Raw genomic sequence first — 22,015 nt, forward strand, 5'->3', positions numbered from 1 at the left:
TCCCCCCCTGGGGCATTGTAATTATACTGAAATTTTCAAGAGCGTTGGCGTAAACCAAACAAAACATTCTGCCTCAGACGAATCCATTAAAGTTGCACTATGTACAGAACTGCTATGTAGTTCCTTGTAAATGAGGGACTACAGAGAGGTGAGGGGTAAAATTTAACAGTTAAAAGTGAAATTGCATCAGTCTGCTAAATATTAAAGTTTGATGAATTGACAAAATTCCGTTGACTTATTGAGGCGGGTGTAAGAACATAGTCAGCGTCTTCGATGATGTTATTGATCGGTAAAATTGAATTTTCTACAAGATTGGGTGCAATAGAGAGTATATAAAACATCATCATCTCAAGAATAATGTCTAAAACACGAAAAAGGTATTAATTGCAGATGGAGTTTATTCAAGCTTTTATTTTAGGTATTGTTCAAGGTATTACAGAGTTTTTGCCAATCAGCAGTACTGCACACCTTTTGATTGTGACAAAGGTATTTGGTTGGAAAGAACTAGGTTCTAAAGATTTTGTTGATGCGATACAATTTGGCAGTGTTATAGCAATTGTGGGTTATTTTTGGTCGCTGATTTATAGTATTGTCAAAGGTGGAATCGAAGCACTAATATATCAAGACTGGCAACGCGAAGAATTGAAAATTTTTCTCGGTATTGTAGTAGGAACAATACCTGCCTTATTTTTCGGTTTTCTTTTTAAAGACGTTATACCAGAAAGTGCATTAGTTATTGCCATCATGTCAATCATAATGGCACTTTTACTAGCTTTGGCAGAAAAAATTGGCACTCGCAAGCGAGGTTTTGAGTCATTGCAGATTCGGGATGGTATTTTAGTTGGATTGGGACAAACACTTGCTTTGATTCCGGGCGTTTCTCGTTCTGGTTCGACGTTGACAACTGCCTTATTTTTAGGATTAGAACGCGCTACAGCAGCAAAATTCTCATTTTTGTTAGGTTTTCCAACTCTTACCATTGCGACGCTCTACAAAAGCTTGAAAATATTCAAGTTGTTTCAAGCTCACCAGTTGCCAGATAACATTGTTGCACTGTTAATTGTAGGAATTATTTCAACCTTGATTTTTTCCTACCTATCAATTGCATTTTTGATCAAATACTTAGCAACCAAAAACACTTTGATTTTTGTATGGTATAGACTAGCATTTGGTAGTGCGATCTTACTAGCGATCGCAGCAGGTTGGAAAGGATAATAGTCATTAGTCATTTGTTATTAGTCATTTGTCCTTTGTCCAAAGCAAATGACTATAGCGACCGCTTGTTTGTATGCAATACGATCTAACCTCTCTCCTAAAAGGGGAGAGGCTTTGAATTTTACTCCCCAACGCTAGTAGGGAAGGGGCTGGGGTTAAGTCTGTATTAGACTCAACTAAGAAACGCTATAATGCCCAATACTTCGACTTCTCTACGAGACGCTACGCGAACGCTCAGTACAAGTGCCCAATGCCCCATTCCCCATGACTACCATTTATCCTGCCCGAATTACCAAGGTTCTTCCAGACTCAATAGCTGCAGAGATTGGTTTTGAAGTTGGGGATGCGATCGTTGCAATCAATGGTACACGTCCCCGCGATTTAATTGATTATCAATTTTTGTGTGCTGATGAAGTCTTGGAATTAGAAGTTTTAGACGCTGCTGGTAAAACTCATAGCCTGGAAATCGAAAAAGATTACGACCAAGACTTGGGGCTAGAATTTGAAACTGCCCTATTTGATGGCTTAATTCAGTGCAATAACCGCTGTCCATTTTGCTTTATCGACCAACAGCCACCAGGTAAGCGCACCAGCTTGTACTTTAAAGACGACGATTACCGCCTAAGCTTTTTGTATGGCTCTTATCTTACCCTGACCAATTTACCAGAAAGAGAATGGCAGCGGATTGAACAAATGCGCTTGTCTCCGTTGTATGTTTCTGTTCATTCTACGGAGCCGGAAGTTAGAATTAGACTGCTGAAAAATCCCCGTGCGGGACAAATCTTACAACAACTTAAATGGTTTCAAAAAAGACGGCTACAAATTCATGCTCAAGTGGTTGTTTGTCCTGGTATAAATGATGGCGAACACCTGGAGCAAACCCTAAAAGACTTAGCATCCTTTCATACTGGTGAAGTGCCTACGGTAGCATCAGTGGCAGTTGTGCCAGTTGGGTTGACAAGGTTTCGTCCTCCAGAAGACGAACTTACACCCGTAACCAGAGAAAAAGCGAAAGAAGTAATTTCTCAAGTACGAATACTCTCGCAACAATTTCGCCAAAAGTTTTCCTCTAACGTCGCTTGGTTAGCTGATGAGTGGTTTTTGATTGCAGGTGAGGAATTACCGAGTGAATCTGAATATGAAGAGTATCCCCAAATTGATAATGGTGTTGGTTCAATTCAGTTGTTTATCAAGCAATTTGCAGCCGCGGCAACAGAATTACTACCGCCAAAAGTTTATCCTCAGAGAAAACTAACTTGGGTAGTAGGCAACGCAGTAGAAAACGCCTTTGAACCTATCTTGAAACGGTTGAATTCTGTTGAAGGTTTAAAAGTAAATATGCGTGCTTTCTGTAGTGATTATTGGGGACAGAGTATCACTGTCACGGGATTACTAACGGGTTATGATTTGCTATTGAACTTAGAAGGGCAAGATTTAGGAGACGGAATTTTATTGCCAAATGTAATGCTAAAACATGGTGAATTAGTATTTTTAGATGATATGAGTATTGAAGAATTAGCCTGTAAATTAGAGACAAAAATTTTACCAGTAGGAGGAGTTGAAGATTTAATCAATACCTGTATTCTTTAAGCTGTTTTTGTTAGCTCTTTAGTCTATAGCGCTTCTGGTTTGCGTGAGGTACACCCGTAGGGGCACTGCTGTGCCCATTGGTGTCAACTTAAGCTGAAACTCCTTTAAAACCTCGTTCCAGCTTCTTGCTGGAAATGCTGCTCCTGGCGGCAGAGCCTCAAGGATAAGCATTCCCAGTCGGAGACTGGGAACGAGACAATATCTAAAAGCTTCTTCTAGGCTGGCTTTCACGTTAAGTTGACACCAATGAGCAGTGTCGTGCCCCTACACCCCGCGATATAATGTTATACCGCATCTGAATGGAAACCGCTATATAGCAGTTACTAGGTGGATGAAGCACATATCAAAACCTTACCCCCAAGCCCTATTCTTACCAAGAATAGGGCTTGGGGGTGACGTTATCTGTCGTGAACATTTTTTAAATTAGTATAACTTCAAGCCTTTGAAGTTATACTAATTTTTTTGCATCCAAACATTTGGATGTTAAATCTAAAATTGATAAATTTTAATTAGATGTAAAAATATTGCTTACTTTTGCATCAATTCGATTCAGCCAAGGGTTATTGCTGTAGAAAATTGGTTTTTTGAGACGTGATAAATCACGTTTCTACATCAGGTTTTTGTTGCTTATTCTGAACTGTATTGACTTTTACATTTAATAAATTTTAATGGTTGTAATTGCGACTGTTGAAATTATTGTCTTCTTTCTATCTAAAATTTTCTAGACAAACTCATGAGAAATTATTGTTAATTTAACTCTGGCGATCATCAAGAGTACTAATTAGACCTATTGCACAAATACAAAATTTGTTCAACCTGCGGGATCTTGCTACATCCCCCAACCCCTTTTCCCAAAATTGTGACCGGGGGGAGCCGAGCCAATTTTAAAGTCCCTCTCCTCAGCTTGGGAGAGGGATTTAGGGTGAGGGCTTTAAGATGCACTAGTATTACTTTTTTTACTCACAAAAACCCTGAAAAACAGATAATTAGAACAAGAGTGGCATTTTTGATTTTAGGTTTAAGTGAAAACTCTCTGCAATTATGCAAAAGCCTATGAGAATTGGTAAATGCAAAATTTTCTAAAAACCTAGCCACTAATGGAATTAAAATCACAATGTAATAGCTAACAATTTCTATAGAATCGCCTGGGAATTTGAGTATCCATCTTGGCATTTTTTACTGGTTTTGATAGGCTAGATTGATGAAAGTCATTCACTAAGTACTTCTACAAAAAGCTTATAGGAATTCTATTTGATTTTTGAAAAGCCAAATATTAGCTTTACTTAATCTAGATGAGGATCTCAGTAAACTTACTAGGAATCAAGCTAGAGTCCTATATTGTGTACTAATGAATTCTGACTAATAACTAAATTAATTAATAATGAAGTGAGGAGTCACTGGTGAATTATCAGGAAAACCAAAAAGATATAAGTTTAAAAATTAAAGAATCTAGAAAACTATTTATTTTAAGTTGTGAAATTGTAGTTTTAAATTTTTTGAGTATTTTACCAGTAACGGCGGCGACTGAAGAACCCGTATTGAGCGTAGTATATGGCCAAGAAAATGCAAATCAATGGAGAGGTATAAGTGATCGCTTACAGACAATCGGGGTAAAATATTGTGTAATTTCCCTAAATGATGTCAAGAGTGGGGGAGATTGGGGCGATCGCCGGGTATTATTTTTGCCAAACGTCGAGACATTAACACCAACTCAAGTGATCGCTCTAGAAGACTGGATGAGTAAGGGAGGGCGTTTGATTGCTAGTGGGCCTGTAGGTAGTCTGTCATCGCCAGGAGTACGGCAGTTATTGCGATCACTCTTGGGAGGTTATTGGGGATTCAGCCTTAGTGACACAGAACAGATTCAAGCTGCAAAAACCAAGATCCCAGAATGGGCAAATCAAACTGGACTCTTTGGTAAAGTGCGCGGCGGCGTTGTGATTCCTAATGATATGGGCACTGAATCTCCTGCTGTTTGGAATTCCAAAGATAATCCGGCCGCAGTAGTGACAACTGAGCGTTCTACCTTTTTGGGCTGGCGCTGGGGAACAGATACAGCCTCAGCAGCCGAGTTGGATAATGCCTGGTTAAAAACTACCATCAATCACTATTTGACAGCACTAGCGCCATCAAATCGTACAAAAAAAATAGCAGGAGGTTCCCAAAGCTGCTCTACAACTGTTGCAGCTACGCCCTCAGCGCAGGGGAGCAGAGGGGCAGGGGGGCAGGGGGGTAGTTCATCTCCCTTATCCCCCTCATTAACTCCTCCTAAAACTGCCACTGCTCCCATACCTAGAGCGTTGCCTATGGTCAAACCCCCAAGTTCTCAGGAGGCTATTGACCAATTAGAACAAGCGGTGCGTTTGGATGTTGCACCCAACTCCAATGAGCCGATTGATCACAACCAAGCGATCGCTCTCCAGCAAGAGCTAGAAAATCTGATTGGTCGGGTGGAAAGCGCTCATTTAGCGGTGTTAGCTGATGCAGCTAATGTTGGCGAAACAATATCTGAGGAAAAGCAGTTTTCTAGTCATTTGAACACCCCCCATGTCAAAGAACAGCCAATACAATTGGCCTCAACCAAACTGGGGGCGCTAGCCATAAGTAAAGACCAAGCATTAGCACAAGTAAGGCTAATTGCCAAAAATTTACCCCAATTGATTGCTCAAAAAAACTACGCTTTGGCTCGTCAGCAGTGGCTGGTTGCTAAAACGACTTTGTGGCAGCAGTTTCCTGTTGATCGGAAGCTAGCTCAACCAGAAATTCGCGCAGTTTGGTTAGATCGAGGGACGATTGTTCGCGCTGGTAGTAAGGCGGGACTGGCACAAATTTTTGATCGCCTCGCCCAAGCCGGGATTAATACCGTCTTTTTTGAAACTGTTAACGCTGGCTATACAATTTATCCGAGCCAAGTCGCAAAAGAGCAAAACCCATTAATTCGTGGGTGGAATCCACTGGAAGAAGCGGTGAAATTAGCCCATGAGCGAGACATGGAATTACACGCTTGGGTCTGGACTTTTGCTGCTGGCAATCAACGTCATAATGAAATTCTCAACCTTAATCCTAATTATCCAGGGCCAGTACTAGCGGCTCATCCCGATTGGGCAAACTACGATAACCTTGGCAACATGATTCCCGTTGGTCAGACTAAGCCATTCTTCGATCCAGCCAACCCCGAAGTGCGGCAATACTTGCTCAAGCTGTATGAGGAAATTGTCACTAAATATAACGTGGATGGTCTACAGCTAGACTACATTCGCTACCCTTTCCAAGACCCATCAGCAGGTCGAACTTATGGCTATGGGAAAGCTGCAAGAGCGCAATTTCAAAAACTTACTGGTGTAGATCCAGTGAATATTTCTCCTAGCCAAGCAGACTTGTGGCAAAAATGGACAACATTTCGCACTGAGCAAGTTGATAGCTTTGTTGCCCAAGTATCACAGCAGTTACGACAAAAGCAACCGAATTTGATTTTGTCAGTTGCAGTATTTCCTTTGCCGGAACTAGAACGGATTCAGAAAATTCAACAAAATTGGGAAACTTGGGCAAGGCGGGGGGATGTAGATTTAATTGTTCCCATGACTTATGCTCTGGATACTTCTCGGTTTCAACGACTGGCCCAACCCTGGATTGCCTCTAAACAATTGGGAGCTACCTTGTTGGTGCCGGGAATTCGCTTACTTTCTCTGTCAACAATCGGGGCATTCGATCAACTCCAGTTGGTAAGAGACTTGCCAGTTAGTGGTTATGCACTATTTGCCGCAGAAAATTTTAGCAACGATCTCCAAAAAATCTTTAGTAGCACCCAAGGTAGGATTCAATCCAAAACAAGTGAACCGATTCCTCACCGACAGCCTTTTCAAACTGCCGCCATCCGTTACACCGCACTACAACGGGAATGGAAATTTGTTTTCCAAAATGACCAACGACAAAGGCCATCTCAGAAAATTTCAGATTTTAACAACCAGGCAGAAGTTTTACGCAGTGCTTTAAATCAGCTTGCCGCCTCCCCTTCTGCTAGTAAGTTACTGGTGGCAAGAGCCTCTCTAACTCGTTTCCAGTCTCAATTTCGGGTATTGATGAGCCAAGAAATTAAGTCGAATTCCTATCAAGTCAAAGTTTGGGAAAATCGACTCGTAACTATAGAAAGGTTATTACGTTACGGCGAACGACGGGTGCAGTTGCGTCCTTTGTGAAGAGGTAGAGGGGCAAGAAGCAGGGGAGACAAAGTGACTTGAGTGGAAAACTTGCAACAAGTCTTTCCCCTTGTCCTCTTCCTCATGCCCACTTGCCCTGAGCGTACCCCTGCTCTTAAGCAAGCTACGCGTAGCGTCCCGCAGGGAAGGGATGCTCAATACCCAACTAGCTGGATATAAGCTAGTTTGTAATTCTTAACACACTTTTTGTAGTGTTTGTATCCCAAATATTACTACTTGTTTAGCGTCAAAATATTGGAAAATACTTAGATGACCAGCTTTAGATAACTATTATTTGATGATAGCTATCATTAAAATCTATGCAAGCTTTACCTCAACTCATCGAGCTACAAAGCTTAAAATTAAGAATTGACTGTTTGCCGCTGATGGTTGTGTTAAAAACATCACTTTTAGAGTAGATGCTATGTCTATAATGGGCTACGCTTACGCACTGATGTCGCACCTGGGTAAGAAAAGAGTGTCTTGTTTTTTCATCTTCGCAGGTAGTAGGGTACTTCACCAAGCATGATATGGTACTGCTTGTAGCTTCTGGAACTAGCTTGAAAACAGTCAATATTTTTGAAGTTATGCATACCTTAGTCATGACATTGAACGTGTCAGAATTTTCGGAGATAGTCTCAGTGCTATCACGGCTGTACCAGCAGCAGTTGGAACTACTGCTAGTTGTAGATAACACAGGTAATATTACTCCTGAAAGTATCTATCAAGCACTGGCACAAGAAACAGAGAAAACTAGAGTTAATGCTAGTATTGGTTCCCTTGAGCTAGAAGATCAGATTTTCGTTGAGAGACAATTACTCAAGTCCCAATGGTTACTAGCACACGCTATAGTACGTAAAGCTACGACAGGCAAATACACTCACTTCATTGAAGTTTATGAGGGAGATTTGGACTTATATCGTAAGTCTAATAGGGTCATGCAGACCAATACGCCCAAATATCACATAATCATGACTGAAATGTTGAATGATGTATTGATTATTGGCCAGTTAGAAGTGGGGAAATTAAAGTATAGACCAACATCCTTCAATTTGGTTGAACATAGCCGACAATCGCCAGAACAAATACAGATAAATCTGGGCTATCGGCGCTTGATTTTTTTTACCAGTCAATATAAATTTGTAATCTGCTGCATTGATGAAAAACTTCTGGTACACATTTTGACTAAATTGTTTTCAAATTCGATTAAATCTTTCTCAGATGATAGCACTTTCAAGTTTAGTTTCCTTAGTCAACATAGACAAGCTGTATTTGAAACTCAAGATTGGTAAATTTGTATTTTACAAGAAGATATAGGAGATATTATCGAGTCATTTTATCAAACTATAAATGGTGTTATTATACTAAATACTAGATTAAAAATGGTAATTTTAAAAAAGTGTATATATGTCTACAAAGTTAAAATACTTATTATAAATATCGTGGTTTTTGTAATAAATATTGCTGGCTGTTGCCGTTAAAAAATAAATAAAATATGAGGTAATTTATGCCCAAAATATTAATAATAGAAGATGAAGAAGCAGTCCGGGAAAATATTTTAGATTTGCTAGAAGCTGAGAATTTTGAAACTATTGCTGCGGCTAATGGCAGAATCGGGGTAAATTTGGCTATCTCCGAAGTTCCTGATTTAATTCTTTGTGATATGATGATGCCCGAAATTGACGGTTATGGCGTGCTAACAGCATTACATCAAGATCGATCAACGGCAACAATTCCCTTCATCTTTCTCACTGCCAAATCTGCCAAATCTGACTTACGTCAAGGTATGGATATGGGTGCAGATGACTATATAACTAAGCCATTCACTCGATCTGAGTTATTAAGTGCCATCATCAATAGGTTGGAAAAATACGCTACTTTAAAAAGGCATTTATCTCCTCAGACTGTAATTAATAACTTGTCTCCAAAAATGCAGTTGTTAGAAATTAGCTTACACCGAGCTATCAAACAACATAATTTTCAAGAATTTGAAATTTATTATCAACCAATAGTTGATATAGCATCTGGAAAAATAGTAGGTGCTGAAAGTTTATTGCGCTGGCAAAGTCCAGAATTAGGAATGATTTATCCAACAGAATTTATTCCGTTAGCAGAGTCTACAGGTTTAATTGTTCCGATTGGGAAATGGGTATTAAAAAGGGTATGCAAACAAATTAAAAGCTGGCGTGATGCTGGAATTCATTCTTTGATTGTTGCTGTAAATCTGTCAGTAATTGAATTTAATCAGCCAGATTTTATTCATAATGTAGTCAATTTTATATCTGTGAATAATTTGGAACCACATGACCTAGAACTAGAACTCACTGAAAGTATGATTATGCAAGATGTAAATAGTGCGATCGCTACTATGAGCAAATTGCAATCTTTGGGTGTAAAAATTGCGATCGATGATTTTGGTACGGGTTATTCTTCTTTGATTTATCTGAAAAATTTACCAATTAATACATTAAAAATAGACCGTTATTTTATCCATAATGTTGCTAAGGATTCTCAAAAGTCAGCCATTGCTAAAGCATTAATTGAGATGGCTCATAATCTCAATCTAGATGTAGTGGCTGAAGGTGTAGAAACAGAAGCAGAACTAGGCTTTTTACGCCAACATAACTGTAATTTTATGCAAGGTTTTCTATTTAGTCGTCCGTTACCAGCAGCAGAATTTGAAAGAAAATTTTTTGTTAACTAACTAATGCTTGTATGTGTAAATATTGGACATTGGGAATAGAGTTTAGTCACTAGTACTTTATTTTTGAATTGTTAATAGGTTGACTAATTAAAAAAATCAAACTTTTGACAGGCGACAATTATTAAGCCTCAAGTCTAAAGTAGGAACATTGTGTATAGTGTCTACTACCATGAAAGTCCCTGCGCGTTTCTTGCTGCCAGTTTTTTTAATGACTTTGGCAGCAGCCTGTAACCAGACTCGCGCTAACTCAGATAATCCTGCACCTCAAAAATCTGTACCTTCCACCCAACTGACACAGAATCCTACACAGCCAAAAAATATTGTCCGTACTGAAGCACTTTCACCTACACCCATCCGAATCAATCTGAAGAATTTACCAGCACCCTTCGCAACAGAAAGCGCCTCCAAGCAGCCTGAAGTTGTGCCTATTCCCCAAAATCCGGTGCTGCGTGTACCACCAGGCTTCACAGTAAATGTCTTTGCTGAGGATTTAGATGCCCCACGCTGGCTAGCTTTAACTCCCAGTGGTGATGTCTTGGTGACTGAAACCGGGCAAAATCACATTCGTCTGTTACGTGACAGCAATGCTGATGGAGTTGCTGACGTTCGAGAAACCTTTGCTAGTAGGGACAACGGACTCAATAGACCTTTTGGGATGGCTTTTGCAGGTAATTCCTTTTTTTTGGGGAATACAGATGCTGTAGTGCGTTTTCCCTATACTCAAGGTCGAAATAAGATTACAGGTAAGGGAGAAAAAATTGCCGAGTTGCCTTCTCAAGGTTATAACAATCATTGGACGCGCAATGTCGTTGTCTCGCCTGATCGCAATAAATTATATATTTCAGTTGGATCGGGAACCAATGTAGATGAAGAACCTCTACCACGGGCTTCGATACAAGTGATGAATTTAGATGGTTCCCAACAACAAACTTTCGCTTCTGGCTTGCGTAATCCTGTTGGTTTAGACTTTCATCCTGTTACTAAGGAACTTTACGCCACTGTCAACGAACGGGATGGAATTGGTGATGATTTAGTGCCAGACTATCTGACACGCGTTAAACAGGGGGCATTTTATGGCTGGCCCTATGCTTATCTAACACCAAACAACCTCGATCCGCGCCAAAAGACAGATGACAAAAGTAAACGTCCCGATTTAGCAGCCCGGACTCAAACGCCTGATGTGCTGTTCCAGGCGCACTCAGCAGCATTGGGCTTGCAGTTTTATGATGGTAAAACGTTTCCAAAAAAATACCGGAATGGTGCTTTTGCGGCTTTTCGTGGTTCTTGGAACCGCGATCGCGGCACTGGTTATAAAATCGTATTTGTTCCTTTCGATGCTAAAGGGCGATCGCTTGGCTACTACGAAGACTTTCTCACAGGATTTTTGCTAAATCCTTCTGTACCAAGTACTTGGGGACGGCCTGTAGGTTTACTCGTGTTGCCAGATGGCAGTTTACTACTAACAGAAGAAGCCAATAATCGGATTTATCGGATTCAGTATACGGGGGAGTGAATAATTCAAAATTAATAAATTTGGGGATAGAATCTGTTAGCTGGGTCAAATTAAAGCAGTTGGCATTATTTATAGAAAGATAAAATGTTGTGACTGCATTTTTCTACCCAGCTTGATCTCGTTCACAGTAAATTACTGATAAATACTAATACTCATCTGGTTGAGAAATTGATTATGACTCCCAATGAAAATAATACTCAGTCAAATATCAACGAATTGTCTCCACATTCAGGTACACGATATTGGGGTGAGGTAGAGGTAATCGAGGAGGGAGAAACCTATAGAATTAGTCGTGTGGAAATCAAGCCCAGGCATGGCATTAAACCACAAATTCATTATCACCGCAATGAACATTGGGTTGTAGTTTCCGGTGTGGCAAAGGTGACTTGTGGCGATGCAGAAATATTACTGAATCGAAACGAATCAACTTATGTCCCCGCAGCAACTCTACATAAAGTAGAAAATCCTGGACATATTCCGCTAGTTATTCTGGAAATTCAAAATGGTGAATATTTAGGTGAGGATGATACTGAGCGCCCTTATGACTTAAATTTAGTCAAACCTGTAGCTGAAGGACTGTAAGGGCTGGGGAGCAGGAGAAGAATAATACCCGATGCCCGATGTCCGATGCCCAATGTTTAATCAAAACCATCCCTCTTGTTCTAAGGTTTCAATCAGCTGCAAACCACGGGGATCGCCCACTCCTAATAGTGAGGCTTTTGCGTCTTCCCGGACTCCCAAATCTTCGTCTTCAGCAAAAGCTTGAATTAAGGCATCGATGGCTGTGGCATAAACTACATTTGAAGGTAGTTCGCGGCACAGTTGACCAATTGCCCAAGCACTGTTACTCCGCACCGCTGCTACGGGATCTTGGACTAAGGCTTCAATTAATGGTGGTATTGCCCCTATAACTGCTTCATAACCGACTTCTGCCATCTGTGCTAAGGCGCTAGCAGCCCACAAACGCACTGCGGAAATGTCGGTTCTGAGGGCGTTTGCTAAAGGTGTTAAAGAACGGCGATCGCGACAGTTTCCTAAAGCCCAAACTACACCTTTACGCACATAGCCATTCCAATCACTGTTTAGTTGAGCAATTAACGGACTCACTGCTTCTAAACTGGGATTGCGTCCGATGCCATAAGCTGCACTTACCCGCACTAAGGGACAGGTATCAGTTAACAGGCGAATCAGATGGGGGGTAGCACGCGCATCTTCAATATCACAAAAAGCACGTGCCGCTAACATTCTTTGCTGGGGCTGGGGATTTTCCAGCAAGGCTAGCATCACTTCTGGATCGGGCTTTGCCACAACTGATTCGGCAGTTAGCGGCTCTATTTTATCTAAGGGGCTTTCTAGCTCCTCCTCAATATCGAGTAGGCTTAGATCGTCTTCGTCATACATAATTTCATTTCAATCCCGAAAAGGGATTAACACATAATCCCCCGCGCTAATAAGTTAAAGCTTTATATATATTAGTTGGGTTCTTATACATTTTCCTTTCTTCCTCGTTGAGTTTTATCCAAACGAGAACCTCTATAACTCAGGTGCTACAGTATGTTATCGCTATCCTTGAGTTTATTTTTCTGCACTCAGGAATTTTACCATCCATAAGGATTGGGTTTGATAACCTAACTGATTATAAAGATTCAATGCGGGTTTGTTTGATTGAAACACTTGCAGGCCAATTTGGCGATCGCCTCTTTGAATAGCCCAATTTTCCACATATCGCATCAAGGCTGTACCAATACCCCGTCGCCGATGTTCTGGTACAACGTAGAGGATAAAGATGTGAGCATGACGGTTCCCATGTACTTGATCTATAGCATTGCCTACCCAGAGGCAGGCGATCGGGGGATGGGGGGCAGAGGAAACAGATTTTTTATTACTCCCTTGCTCCCTTTCCTCTTCTACCCACCACGAGGGCGTATCGCTGGAGAAGTATTGCTTAACTGTTTGCTCTAAGTGGGAAAAATCCTCATTGGGAAAGAGATCCTGGTAAGTTCGCTGCATGAATTTAAACAGCAGCGATCGCTCCAAAAGGGAGCCACGGCGAATAATATATCCAGGTAATAGTTGCTCAGACACTGCTAATGTTAATTGACTTCGTTAGCTCGCGTTATGTGCTGCTGGAGGTAAATCAGTTGGAGTAGGTTGAGAAGTTACCTTTACCTCTTCAATTGGTGCGGGTGCTGCCATATCAGACGGTAAAAAGATCCGGGCGCTGACTGCAACTAGGGCAAAGAGAAATACCAATACCGCAAGCAGCGGAGCGATGTATTGACGAAAAATAGCCATATTTTAATTGCAAGAAGCTAGGAACTTTTATGAGAACCTAGCTGAAGATTTGTGAAGTATTCTTGATTTATTTTAGCAATTTTCTGTGCATGGGGAATTGGGCAATGTTATTCTCCTTGTCCCCTACTCCCCTACTCCCGCTGGCGATCACTTTCCAAATCATCAAGTACTCTTTCGCAATACCAATTCTCCGGCATCCCAGGATAAGTTTCTTTTGCCTGTTGAATTAACCGTTCGGCTGCGACAGTATCACCAGATAATTTAGCAATTAGCCTGTTTTTGAGATAGCTATCAGATAAACCCTCCTCTACCTGAGTTGGTATCCCTTCATTTATGGTTGATGGAGTTGATGGCCGGGACTGCTCTCTTCGCAATTGCCAAAATAAAACGTAATAAAGCGTACCAAAAATTAAAATTAGACTGAGTGTTCCAAAAAAAGTTAGGAGGTTAAATGCTAGAAATCCCAGAACTAACTGTGAGAGAACATACCCAAGTAATAAACCAGTGAGTAAGAGGATGAATGTGCCGACAGCAATAACTACTTGATTCCCCATATATCCTCGTCTTCATTCTCTAATCCTGGTCTGGATAATACTACCACTGGCTTTGGATTCCAAGGTGCAAAGAATGGCAATAATAGTAATCCTGGTAAAGCAGCTATTGCTGTCAGTAGAAAGAATGTAGACCAGCCGGTGGTTTGTGCCCACGTACCTGCTGGAGCCGTGAGAATATCTCTACTAAAAGCCTGCAAACTGGAAAGTAAGGCGTACTGTGTAGCTGAAAAGCTTTGGTTACAAAGACTCATCAAAAATGCGACAAAAGCAGCTGTTTCTAAACCGGCACAGAATTGTTCTATATTAATGGCAGCTAACATTAGATAGAAGTTTTTACCTACTACTGCTAACGCAAAGAAAGCCAAGTTACCGACGGCTTGCATGATGGCGAATATCCAGAGGGATCGATTAACACCAATTTTGGTCATTACTGCTCCTGCTGCCAAAGTGCCAATAATAGTGGCGAAAATTCCCAGCGCACCAGGAAATGCGATGTCGGTTTGAGTAAAATGTAAACCTTTATCTAACAAAAATGGAGTGGATACATTCTTTAGTAAAGAATCCCCCAACTTGTAAATTACAATGAATATCAGGATTAAAAGTCCTTGTAGCCAGCCCTGACGCTGGAAAAATTCAATGAAAGGTAATTTGACGGCGGCGGATAAAGTCTGAGGCGGGCGATCGCGTAGGACTGGTTCTGGTGCAAAAATAGAAGTTACCAAGCCTACGAGCATCAACAGCGACATCAACAAGTAAACAGCTTGCCAAGGCATTCTGTCTGCCAAAAATAGGGTGATATAACCAGTTACGAGAATGGCAATGCGATAACCCAACAAGTAAATAGACGCTCCAGCACCTCTTTCTTCTACTTCCACTACATCAGTGCGGTAAGCATCAACTAAAATGTCTTGGCTGGCACTAAAAAAGGCAACGGCCACAGCAGCAATTATTAAAGGTTGTAGCCCTTGGGATGGGTGTTGTAGAGCCATGACAGCTATAGTTGACAGTAATGCTATCTGTGTAATTACCAGCCAACCTCGACGCCGCCCCAAAAAAGGCGGTACAAATCTATCTAGTAAAGGCGACCAGAGAAATTTTAAAGAATAGGGCAGCTTTACTAAACTAAAAGCGGCGATCGCTGCCAAGCTGATTCCTTCTTTGGTCAACCATGCTTGTAATGTCTGACTGGTTAAATATAACGGCAACCCTGATGAAAAGCCAAGAAATAACAAAGCTCCCATCTTCGGGCTGCCAAAAATTCGTAGCAGCGAATTATTTACTTGCACAATCTTGAAGATTCCTTTTTATTTAATTGAATTGCAGTTATCTTGCCATAACTACTGTCTAATTTCGTGTAAGCACACAAACTTGCTAAGATTTACTTTATTTAAGATACATATCAGCAATACTCTAACAGTGTGATTATTCCTTAATTTTCCTTAATTGAATAAACCTGATGTGCCCTGATTTGTACCCTGTGGGCAGCAAGGCATTTTTCCCAACCTTCACGCGTGCCGATGTCGCTTTTGTCCTTGAGCAACCCTAATTCCTGTTCTTGTTGAGTGAGTTTAGCAAATTCTTCGTAGCCTGGGTAGTTGCTGGTAACAAATGTTTCTTTACGGTGTAAAATCGGCGGATTTGCTCTAGTTGCATAGTCTCGGTGAGTGACGAAGAGGGTTTTTAAATCAATACCTATGCTGGCTTTTAATGCCGGATGCGGATCAGTGTCGAATTCGGGGTAAGACAGATAGGATATTTGCGGCTTATCAGTGTGATATTTGATTAATGTAGCTTCATTGACACGCCCAATAGTACGGCTAGCGCAACCTTCACAAATTCGTAGTACGGGATCAAGTGCAGCAAGTGCCGAAACATGGACGTAAAGGGCACCGCGTGTGTGTTTACCAACTTTACTTTTTTCGCACGCAGTTTGAATCACTCCAGGTTTGCCTAAACTGAAAAGTTTTTGGTCAGCAACTTGACAAGCTTCCTCGTAGCTACTAAAAAAGGCTTTGATATCGTGACGCATTTCTGGCGCTAGCTTCTGCCATGCCGGACGTTTATCAAAGTGACTCAGGGCAAGATAAACTTGGATATCGAGAGAACGACGGTAAGCGATCGCATCCCATTCAGCCTCGTCAGTGGCTTGCAAAACTACACCAAAGGCGCGGCGAAAGTTACCAAATTCGCTCAGTAATTCCTGTTCATTTTCTAATTCGCCTTTCACGGGTAGTCTACCGCGTTTGGTAAAAAAAGCCATTAATGGTTGCAGTTGTTCTTGATAGTCTTCAAACCGCTTAACAGGGATGCGGACTCGCGGTGTAGAAGTCGCAGAAAAGAAGCGGATAGCTTTGTAACTTTCTTTTTCAGCCTCATCTCGAAAAACAAAGTAGACACCTAAAGCGATCGGTACTGCATCTACATTTAGGACTTCATCAATATAAGTTTTGAGTTCTTCTTGTTCGTAATATTTCTGAAAAGTATTGCGGCGCGTCACAATACCATCATTGTAAGCAAGTTGGGTTTTGCTGGGAGCGTTAATCAGTATTTGAGCCGCGACAATTAAAACTTTCCCAGTGAGTTCCCAAGCTTGGCGAAGGCTTTGACGGCGTTCTTCTGCATCTTCAATAACGTTGAGGACATAACCCAAATTGACCACATCGGCGGCGATGCGTGGTACATCGGGATAGTAGTAAGGGTCCCAGCCTGCACTGGTGTAGCCTAAGTTTTTTACTCGCTGGACATCACCACCGTAACCGCAACCGTAGTCAAAAAAAGTGGTGTCTTGATTCAGGATTGCCCATTCTATTGCCAATCGCACGGGGCGAGATATATCAGTGCGAGCGATCGCAGCTCTATGACGCTCGATTTCTAGCGCTTCAGGCATAAAAATAATTCGTAATTCGTAATGACGCTCCTGCGTCGCTAACGCTGCGCTAACGTAATTCGTAATTCGTGATTAAGACAGCCAGCAGCTAATATTCTTTCAAGGTTTAACAGCCAGTTCAATTAAATCTTCAATTTTCTTGATATTTGGATCGCCTGCTATGTAGCCAATACCGCGATGCAAATGTAAGCGGAATTGGGTGGCAAGGGTTTCTTTGTCGGTGGGATAGCCGTCATTGTGACAGCGTTGCTTGAGGGCGAGGAGGAGTATATCAGACATTTCACCGCCAAAAACGCGCCAAGTCATTTCGACGTTGCTATCTTGGGGAATTGGGACGGGGGAGGGTGCGGTTGGTTCTGCGAGGGAACGACAAAACGCCCAACGGCATAAAATATTCCATTGGTCGATTTTGGTGCTGCGTTTGAGTTTGGTAAGTTGGTCTTTGGCTGTTTGGGAGAGTTTAATTCTTTCAATTGGGGATTCCATGATTAAAGGTTAAAGGAATACTTTACATTATGCTTTCACCTAATTAACAATATTTATCTTGCAGGCATACACTGAGTTCACAGCTTTAGCATTGTGCAAGTTTGTCATTCGAAAAAAGAATAAATATGTTGGCAAAGATGCCCGTTTACCTAACTCTTATTTGGTGGGATATTTCCTGGCAAAGCTGTGGGAACGTAACTTTAAAAGCGAAGGTTCCGTTCTCACTGAGTCTATTTTGAGCGAGAAAATGGGACTTGTTGGCGTGCTGGGGCTAAAGGCAGACGCGTTACAAGAACAACTAAATCAGTCGGTGGACGGCTATCCCTCTCTATCCTCTCTTGGGTGGAGTTTCCCGCCGACTTTCTATGAAACCGAACTGGTACGTATAGGCTCAACAACCATAACCATTTCAGGTGAAACTATTTATCTTCCAAAATAATAGTTATGTCATCTATTTCGGGAGTATAAATAATCCTCTTCACTCGCCATGTTTTGTTTTTTAATTGTACTTCTTCGCCTATTCTCGGAATACATTGTAAGTTATAATACTTCCCTAGAAATTCTTCTGCATTCCCTTTCCAAAAAATTGTTCTTGTCAGTTCACCAGTTTTGTTACTCATTTTTCTTCCTCCTCATATTATTTATTTCTTGCAGTTTGTTGGTGCTATAAAAAACTGTTTAAGCAGTTTCACTTAATAATCGCAGAATAAATTTGAGTGGAATTTCTACCCGATCAGAGTGATTATTTAGTTCATCGCCTACTGCATCAATCGCTTGCTCTAGAAGATAGGCAAAAAGCAGCACATCTAGTTCTTCTGTTGTCTTTGGAAGGAAAGATTCTTTATTAGCAGTTTCTAAATAAGAATTTAAAAATCTAGTACTGACCCAGGTATACCAAAACTGTCCCCATTGTTCTATAAGGGGTAAATTTTCAGCCAGGATCATCCCAGATTCTTTTTGATAGTGGAGAGCTTCATTAACTGCATAGTTGAAAGATAGCAACATTCCTGCTACATCTCGTAGAGGCGATCGCTTTATGCGTCGTTCGCTGAAACTACGATCTGCTTCGCCTTCAAAATCAGGAATAATAAAGTCTTTTCCTGTGTAAAATACTTGCGATAAATGGTAGTTTCCATGATGACGAGTACGCAATGCAGTAATTTTTTGCCCAACAAGCAACTGAAAGCGTTCTAAGATTTTCTGTTGGCTATTAAGAACTTCTAATGCTAATGGTTGAGTATCGGTTGGCAAGTAGTTTGCTCGTTCTTTTAACAACCGAAATACTTGTCCAGTTAAGTTACGTGCATTTTGATATATCGAACGTTGATAAAGTGATGAAAAAGATTCTGGAGCAAACTCTGAGCTATCTATATTTGTAGCCAGCGCTATATGGAATTCAGCTGTGGATTTACCCAATAGTTCAACACTTTGCAGGTAAGAAGTGATAGTTGCAATTGCCAACTCTGGAATCTCAATTCTCTGTAAATCCAACAAGGAACCTGATGGCAGAGGCACTTCAGTAATAGTGGCGTGTTCTGTAGTCACTAAATCAAAGTACTTTTGCAAACTATCAAGGGTGTAGTCCCAGCCACTGCGGATATCTGAAATGAACTCTTGTAATATGCCTATAGTCGTGGGTTGGGCAGTTTTATTGCCTATTTTATTTGCAGGACGGTATTCTAAAGCACCAGCTAGGAAAACTGAGTGTTGCAAGCGTTTTTTCTGGTATAGGAAACGCCGGATTTCTAAATCTGGCTGCAAACCTTCCTCGACTTTGCGGAAGAGTTTCAACAACAAGTGATCGCCATAAACTATATAAGTATTGGTTTGTTCTTCTTTATTCAGGACAGTCGGCTCATGATTGGTTAACTGTCGGCGCAATTCGGAGAATGAATCAGTAGTAGTGCCAAATAATTCTCCGGTTATCCCTTTATAAGAGTGATGATTAGCGATCGCATCATCTAGCAATGAGGTGAGAAAGTTTTTGTCTGCTAAAGCATCAAATAAAATTCCAACTTCTTGAGTATTGGGTGCAGGAGTGTCTATTTTGCCTTGCACCCCAAGCCGTGCAATTACAGCTTGCGGCATTTCTGCCAAAAGATGTGTTGCTTGCTCACCTTCTGCATAGGCGAGAAATAACAGATAAGTTTCGTGGTTTCCCTGGCTATAATCTACCTGCAACCAAACAATTTGAGCTATCTGCTGGTTATAGGGTAAAGAAATCGCTTCAATGATTTGTGTTGATTGTACAGTCTGAGTTTTGCCGCCAAACCAGCTACAGGTATAGAGGTAATCCCGCAGTGTTGATTCTAGAATGCTTTTTGACTCTCGTTGCCCAGTCACATTCTGCCATGAACCATTTACCAGCAGAGTTACTAAGTCTGCTTGGGGTTTAGGGGGTTGAGTTGAACTAGATTTACGTTGTAAGGTGAACCAGTAAAACCCGTAAGGACTTAAGCTGAGGAAATAGGGCGATTCTGTAATCGCTGGGAACTCAGTGGAACCAAAAATTTCTACTGGTAGTAGTCCATTGAAGGTTGATAAATCTAACGCCACCGTTTGTACATAGTGAGATAAATTTGCTACTACTAAGACATCTTCTTCAGACGTGATCCGGCTGAAGGCAAAAACTTTGCGATTATTAGACTGTAGCAATTCAAAACGCCCTTCACCCAATGCCGGAAACCGTTTGCGAGTTGCAATTAAACGTTTCATCGAATACCAGAGAGAATTGGTATTAGTCCGTTGTGCCTCAACGTTGAGTGCTTCGTAGTGATATTCTGAGTCAACGATGACGGGTAGATACAAGCGTTGTGGGTTGGCGCGACTAAAACCGGCGTTGCGGTCAGAACTCCACTGCATAGGTGTGCGAACACCATTGCGATCGCCTAGATAAACGTTATCTCCCATGCCAATTTCATCACCGTAGTAAAGTACGGGGGTTCCTGGTAGAGATAACAGTAAACTATTGAGTAACTCAATTTGGCGGCGATCGTTGCCCAAAAGCGGCGCTAATCTGCGACGGATGCCTAAATTTACCCGCATCATCGGGTCTTGGGCATAAACCCCATACATAAAGTCGCGGTCTTCATCTGTCACCATTTCTAGAGTCAGTTCGTCATGGTTGCGGAGGAACAATGCCCACTGACAGTTATCAGGAATCGATGGAGTTTGCTGGAGAATATCTACAATCGGGAAATTATCTTCCATCCGCAATGCCATAAACAAACGCGGCATTAGGGGAAAATGAAAGTTCATGTGACACTCATCCCCCGCACCGAAATATTGCGCTGCATCTTCAGGCCATTGGTTCGCCTCAGCTAGTAACATCCGGTTAGGAAATTTCGTGTCGATGTGCGATCGCAACTCCTTCAAATACGCATGGGTTTCGGGTAAGTTTTCGCAGTTCGTTCCTTGCCGTTCGTATAGATAAGGCACAGCATCCATGCGTAGTCCATCTACACCCATCTCCAACCAAAAATCTAGAACATCAAATACTGCCTCGCGCACCAAGGGATTGTCATAATTCAAATCCGGCTGATGGGAATAGAAACGATGCCAGCAATAAGCTTGGGCAACTGAATCCCAAGCCCAGTTAGATGTCTCAAAATCTTGGAAGATAATTCGCGCTTCTTGGTATTTTTCAGGAGTATCACTCCAAACATAAAAATCTCGCTCCTGACTTCCTTTCGGGGCGCGACGTGCTCTTTGAAACCAAGGATGTTGGTCAGAAGTATGGTTAATAATCAATTCTATAATTACACGAATACCGCGCTGATGAGCAGCGCTCAAAAACGCTTTAAAGTCTTCCAACGTGCCATAAATAGGATTGACACTAGTGTAATCGGCAATATCGTAACCATCATCTCTGAGTGGTGAAGGAAAAAAAGGTAACAACCAAATGGCAGTAATACCTAAATCTTGTAAATAGTCTAGTTTTTCTGTCAGTCCTTGAAAATCACCAATACCATCACCATTACTGTCAGCAAATGTGCGAACACCTAGTTCGTAGATAATTGCATTTTTAAACCATAATGAGTCATCTTTCAAGCTGGAGTTTGGCATTATTTTAAAAAGATATGCGATCGCATATCTAAATAGAACTATATTTTTACTTGATATAATCGCTGAGGTTATCAGCTTATTTATCTTACACGAGTAATGTATACACTTTCTTACTTAAGTAATGAAACTACCAAACGAGCTATATTTAGTGATAAATAATCATACCAACTGCGTATATACATATAATTTTTTGAGGATGCCATGAAGATGCCATAATTTAACAAAATTTATTGTAAACTATATCTTTAGTTAGTGGTAAAGTTGTTAAGTATATTCTGTGATATAGACCTCAAAAAATTGCGTAGACGCGTAGCGGTGAGGGAGTCGCAGTCTTCTCTACGAGACGCTGCGCGTTGGCGGAAGCCTCTCGAAGAGAAGGCGGTTCCCGTCGTTAGCGACGCAGGAGCGTCTTGCGATAGCGAAGCGTTAGCGAGTCTTCTCCTTTGGCGTTAGCCTCTCCCTTTGGGAGAAGGGGAGACGCCAAAGGCGAACGAGCGTTACTCCCGAACC

The 22,015-nt window shown here is 41.4% G+C and carries 17 protein-coding genes; 8 read left to right on the forward strand and 9 right to left on the reverse strand.

From position 1 onward, the window contains the following. Positions 1–390: 390 nt before the first annotated feature. The 7 genes from V7K60_RS05340 (at position 391) to V7K60_RS05370 (ending at position 11,800) form a co-directional block, all read left to right on the forward strand. On the forward strand, positions 391–1,215 hold the full coding sequence (locus V7K60_RS05340; RefSeq protein WP_334923564.1) for an undecaprenyl-diphosphate phosphatase: 825 nt from the start codon (positions 391–393) through the stop codon (positions 1,213–1,215). A 264-nt stretch (positions 1,216–1,479) separates the two neighbouring features. Continuing rightward, positions 1,480–2,805, forward strand: coding sequence for a TIGR03279 family radical SAM protein (locus V7K60_RS05345; RefSeq protein ID WP_334923565.1), 1,326 nt, complete (start codon positions 1,480–1,482; stop codon positions 2,803–2,805). A gap of 1,397 nt (positions 2,806–4,202) precedes the next feature. Continuing rightward, the gene (locus V7K60_RS05350) at positions 4,203–7,001 is read left to right on the forward strand and encodes a glycoside hydrolase family 10 protein (RefSeq protein WP_334923928.1); all 2,799 of its coding nucleotides are present in this window, start codon (positions 4,203–4,205) and stop codon (positions 6,999–7,001) included. 530 nt (positions 7,002–7,531) lie between these two features. Then, positions 7,532–8,293, forward strand: coding sequence for a hypothetical protein (locus V7K60_RS05355; protein WP_334923567.1), 762 nt, complete (start codon positions 7,532–7,534; stop codon positions 8,291–8,293). A 215-nt stretch (positions 8,294–8,508) separates the two neighbouring features. Further along, entirely contained in the window at positions 8,509–9,705 is a 1,197-nt protein-coding gene (locus V7K60_RS05360; protein ID WP_334923568.1) for an EAL domain-containing response regulator, read from the forward strand. Between the two features lie 169 nt (positions 9,706–9,874). Continuing rightward, the gene (locus tag V7K60_RS05365) at positions 9,875–11,218 is read left to right on the forward strand and encodes a PQQ-dependent sugar dehydrogenase (RefSeq protein WP_334923570.1); all 1,344 of its coding nucleotides are present in this window, start codon (positions 9,875–9,877) and stop codon (positions 11,216–11,218) included. Between the two features lie 174 nt (positions 11,219–11,392). Next, complete coding sequence (locus V7K60_RS05370) at positions 11,393–11,800, forward strand: phosphomannose isomerase type II C-terminal cupin domain (protein ID WP_334923572.1); 408 nt, start codon at positions 11,393–11,395, stop codon at positions 11,798–11,800. A 60-nt stretch (positions 11,801–11,860) separates the two neighbouring features. On the opposite strand, the gene V7K60_RS05375 is transcribed toward V7K60_RS05370, so the two are convergent. The 7 genes from V7K60_RS05375 to dndE form a co-directional block, all read right to left on the reverse strand. Continuing rightward, a complete protein-coding gene (locus tag V7K60_RS05375; protein WP_334923574.1) occupies positions 11,861–12,619 on the reverse strand; it encodes a HEAT repeat domain-containing protein in 759 nt (252 codons plus the stop codon). Between the two features lie 174 nt (positions 12,620–12,793). After that, positions 12,794–13,303, reverse strand: a complete 510-nt coding sequence (locus tag V7K60_RS05380; RefSeq protein WP_334923576.1) for a GNAT family N-acetyltransferase — start codon at positions 13,301–13,303, stop codon at positions 12,794–12,796. Positions 13,304–13,324: 21 nt separating this feature from the next. Further along, positions 13,325–13,513, reverse strand: a complete 189-nt coding sequence (locus V7K60_RS05385; protein WP_334923578.1) for a hypothetical protein — start codon at positions 13,511–13,513, stop codon at positions 13,325–13,327. Between the two features lie 131 nt (positions 13,514–13,644). Then, positions 13,645–14,067, reverse strand: coding sequence for an ABC transporter permease (locus tag V7K60_RS05390; RefSeq protein WP_292777370.1), 423 nt, complete (start codon positions 14,065–14,067; stop codon positions 13,645–13,647). After that, positions 14,052–15,353: an AmpG family muropeptide MFS transporter gene (locus tag V7K60_RS05395; protein ID WP_334923580.1), complete on the reverse strand. Its 1,302-nt coding sequence runs from the start codon at positions 15,351–15,353 to the stop codon at positions 14,052–14,054. Before V7K60_RS05395 ends, V7K60_RS05390 begins: the two co-directional genes overlap by 16 nt. Positions 15,354–15,496: 143 nt before the next feature. After that, the gene (locus V7K60_RS05400; protein ID WP_334923582.1) at positions 15,497–16,954 is read right to left on the reverse strand and encodes a DNA phosphorothioation-associated putative methyltransferase; all 1,458 of its coding nucleotides are present in this window, start codon (positions 16,952–16,954) and stop codon (positions 15,497–15,499) included. Positions 16,955–17,053: 99 nt separating this feature from the next. Next, positions 17,054–17,440 (reverse strand): DNA sulfur modification protein DndE, encoded by a 387-nt coding sequence (gene dndE, locus V7K60_RS05405; protein ID WP_334923584.1) that lies wholly within the window; start codon positions 17,438–17,440, stop codon positions 17,054–17,056. 58 nt (positions 17,441–17,498) lie between these two features. Between dndE and V7K60_RS05410 the strand changes: the two genes are divergently transcribed. Continuing rightward, a complete protein-coding gene (locus V7K60_RS05410; protein ID WP_334923586.1) occupies positions 17,499–17,879 on the forward strand; it encodes a hypothetical protein in 381 nt (126 codons plus the stop codon). Here the strand turns inward: V7K60_RS05410 and V7K60_RS05415 are convergent. Continuing rightward, positions 17,860–18,060: a hypothetical protein gene (locus V7K60_RS05415; protein WP_334688066.1), complete on the reverse strand. Its 201-nt coding sequence runs from the start codon at positions 18,058–18,060 to the stop codon at positions 17,860–17,862. The genes V7K60_RS05410 and V7K60_RS05415 overlap by 20 nt on opposite strands. A 58-nt stretch (positions 18,061–18,118) precedes the next feature. Further along, positions 18,119–21,505: a maltose alpha-D-glucosyltransferase gene (gene treS / locus V7K60_RS05420; protein ID WP_334923588.1), complete on the reverse strand. Its 3,387-nt coding sequence runs from the start codon at positions 21,503–21,505 to the stop codon at positions 18,119–18,121. Between the last annotated feature and the right edge of the window lie 510 nt (positions 21,506–22,015).

It is taken from the genome of Nostoc sp. (assembly GCF_036917555.1).
In the GTDB taxonomy this organism is placed as follows: Bacteria; Cyanobacteriota; Cyanobacteriia; order Cyanobacteriales; family Nostocaceae; genus Nostoc.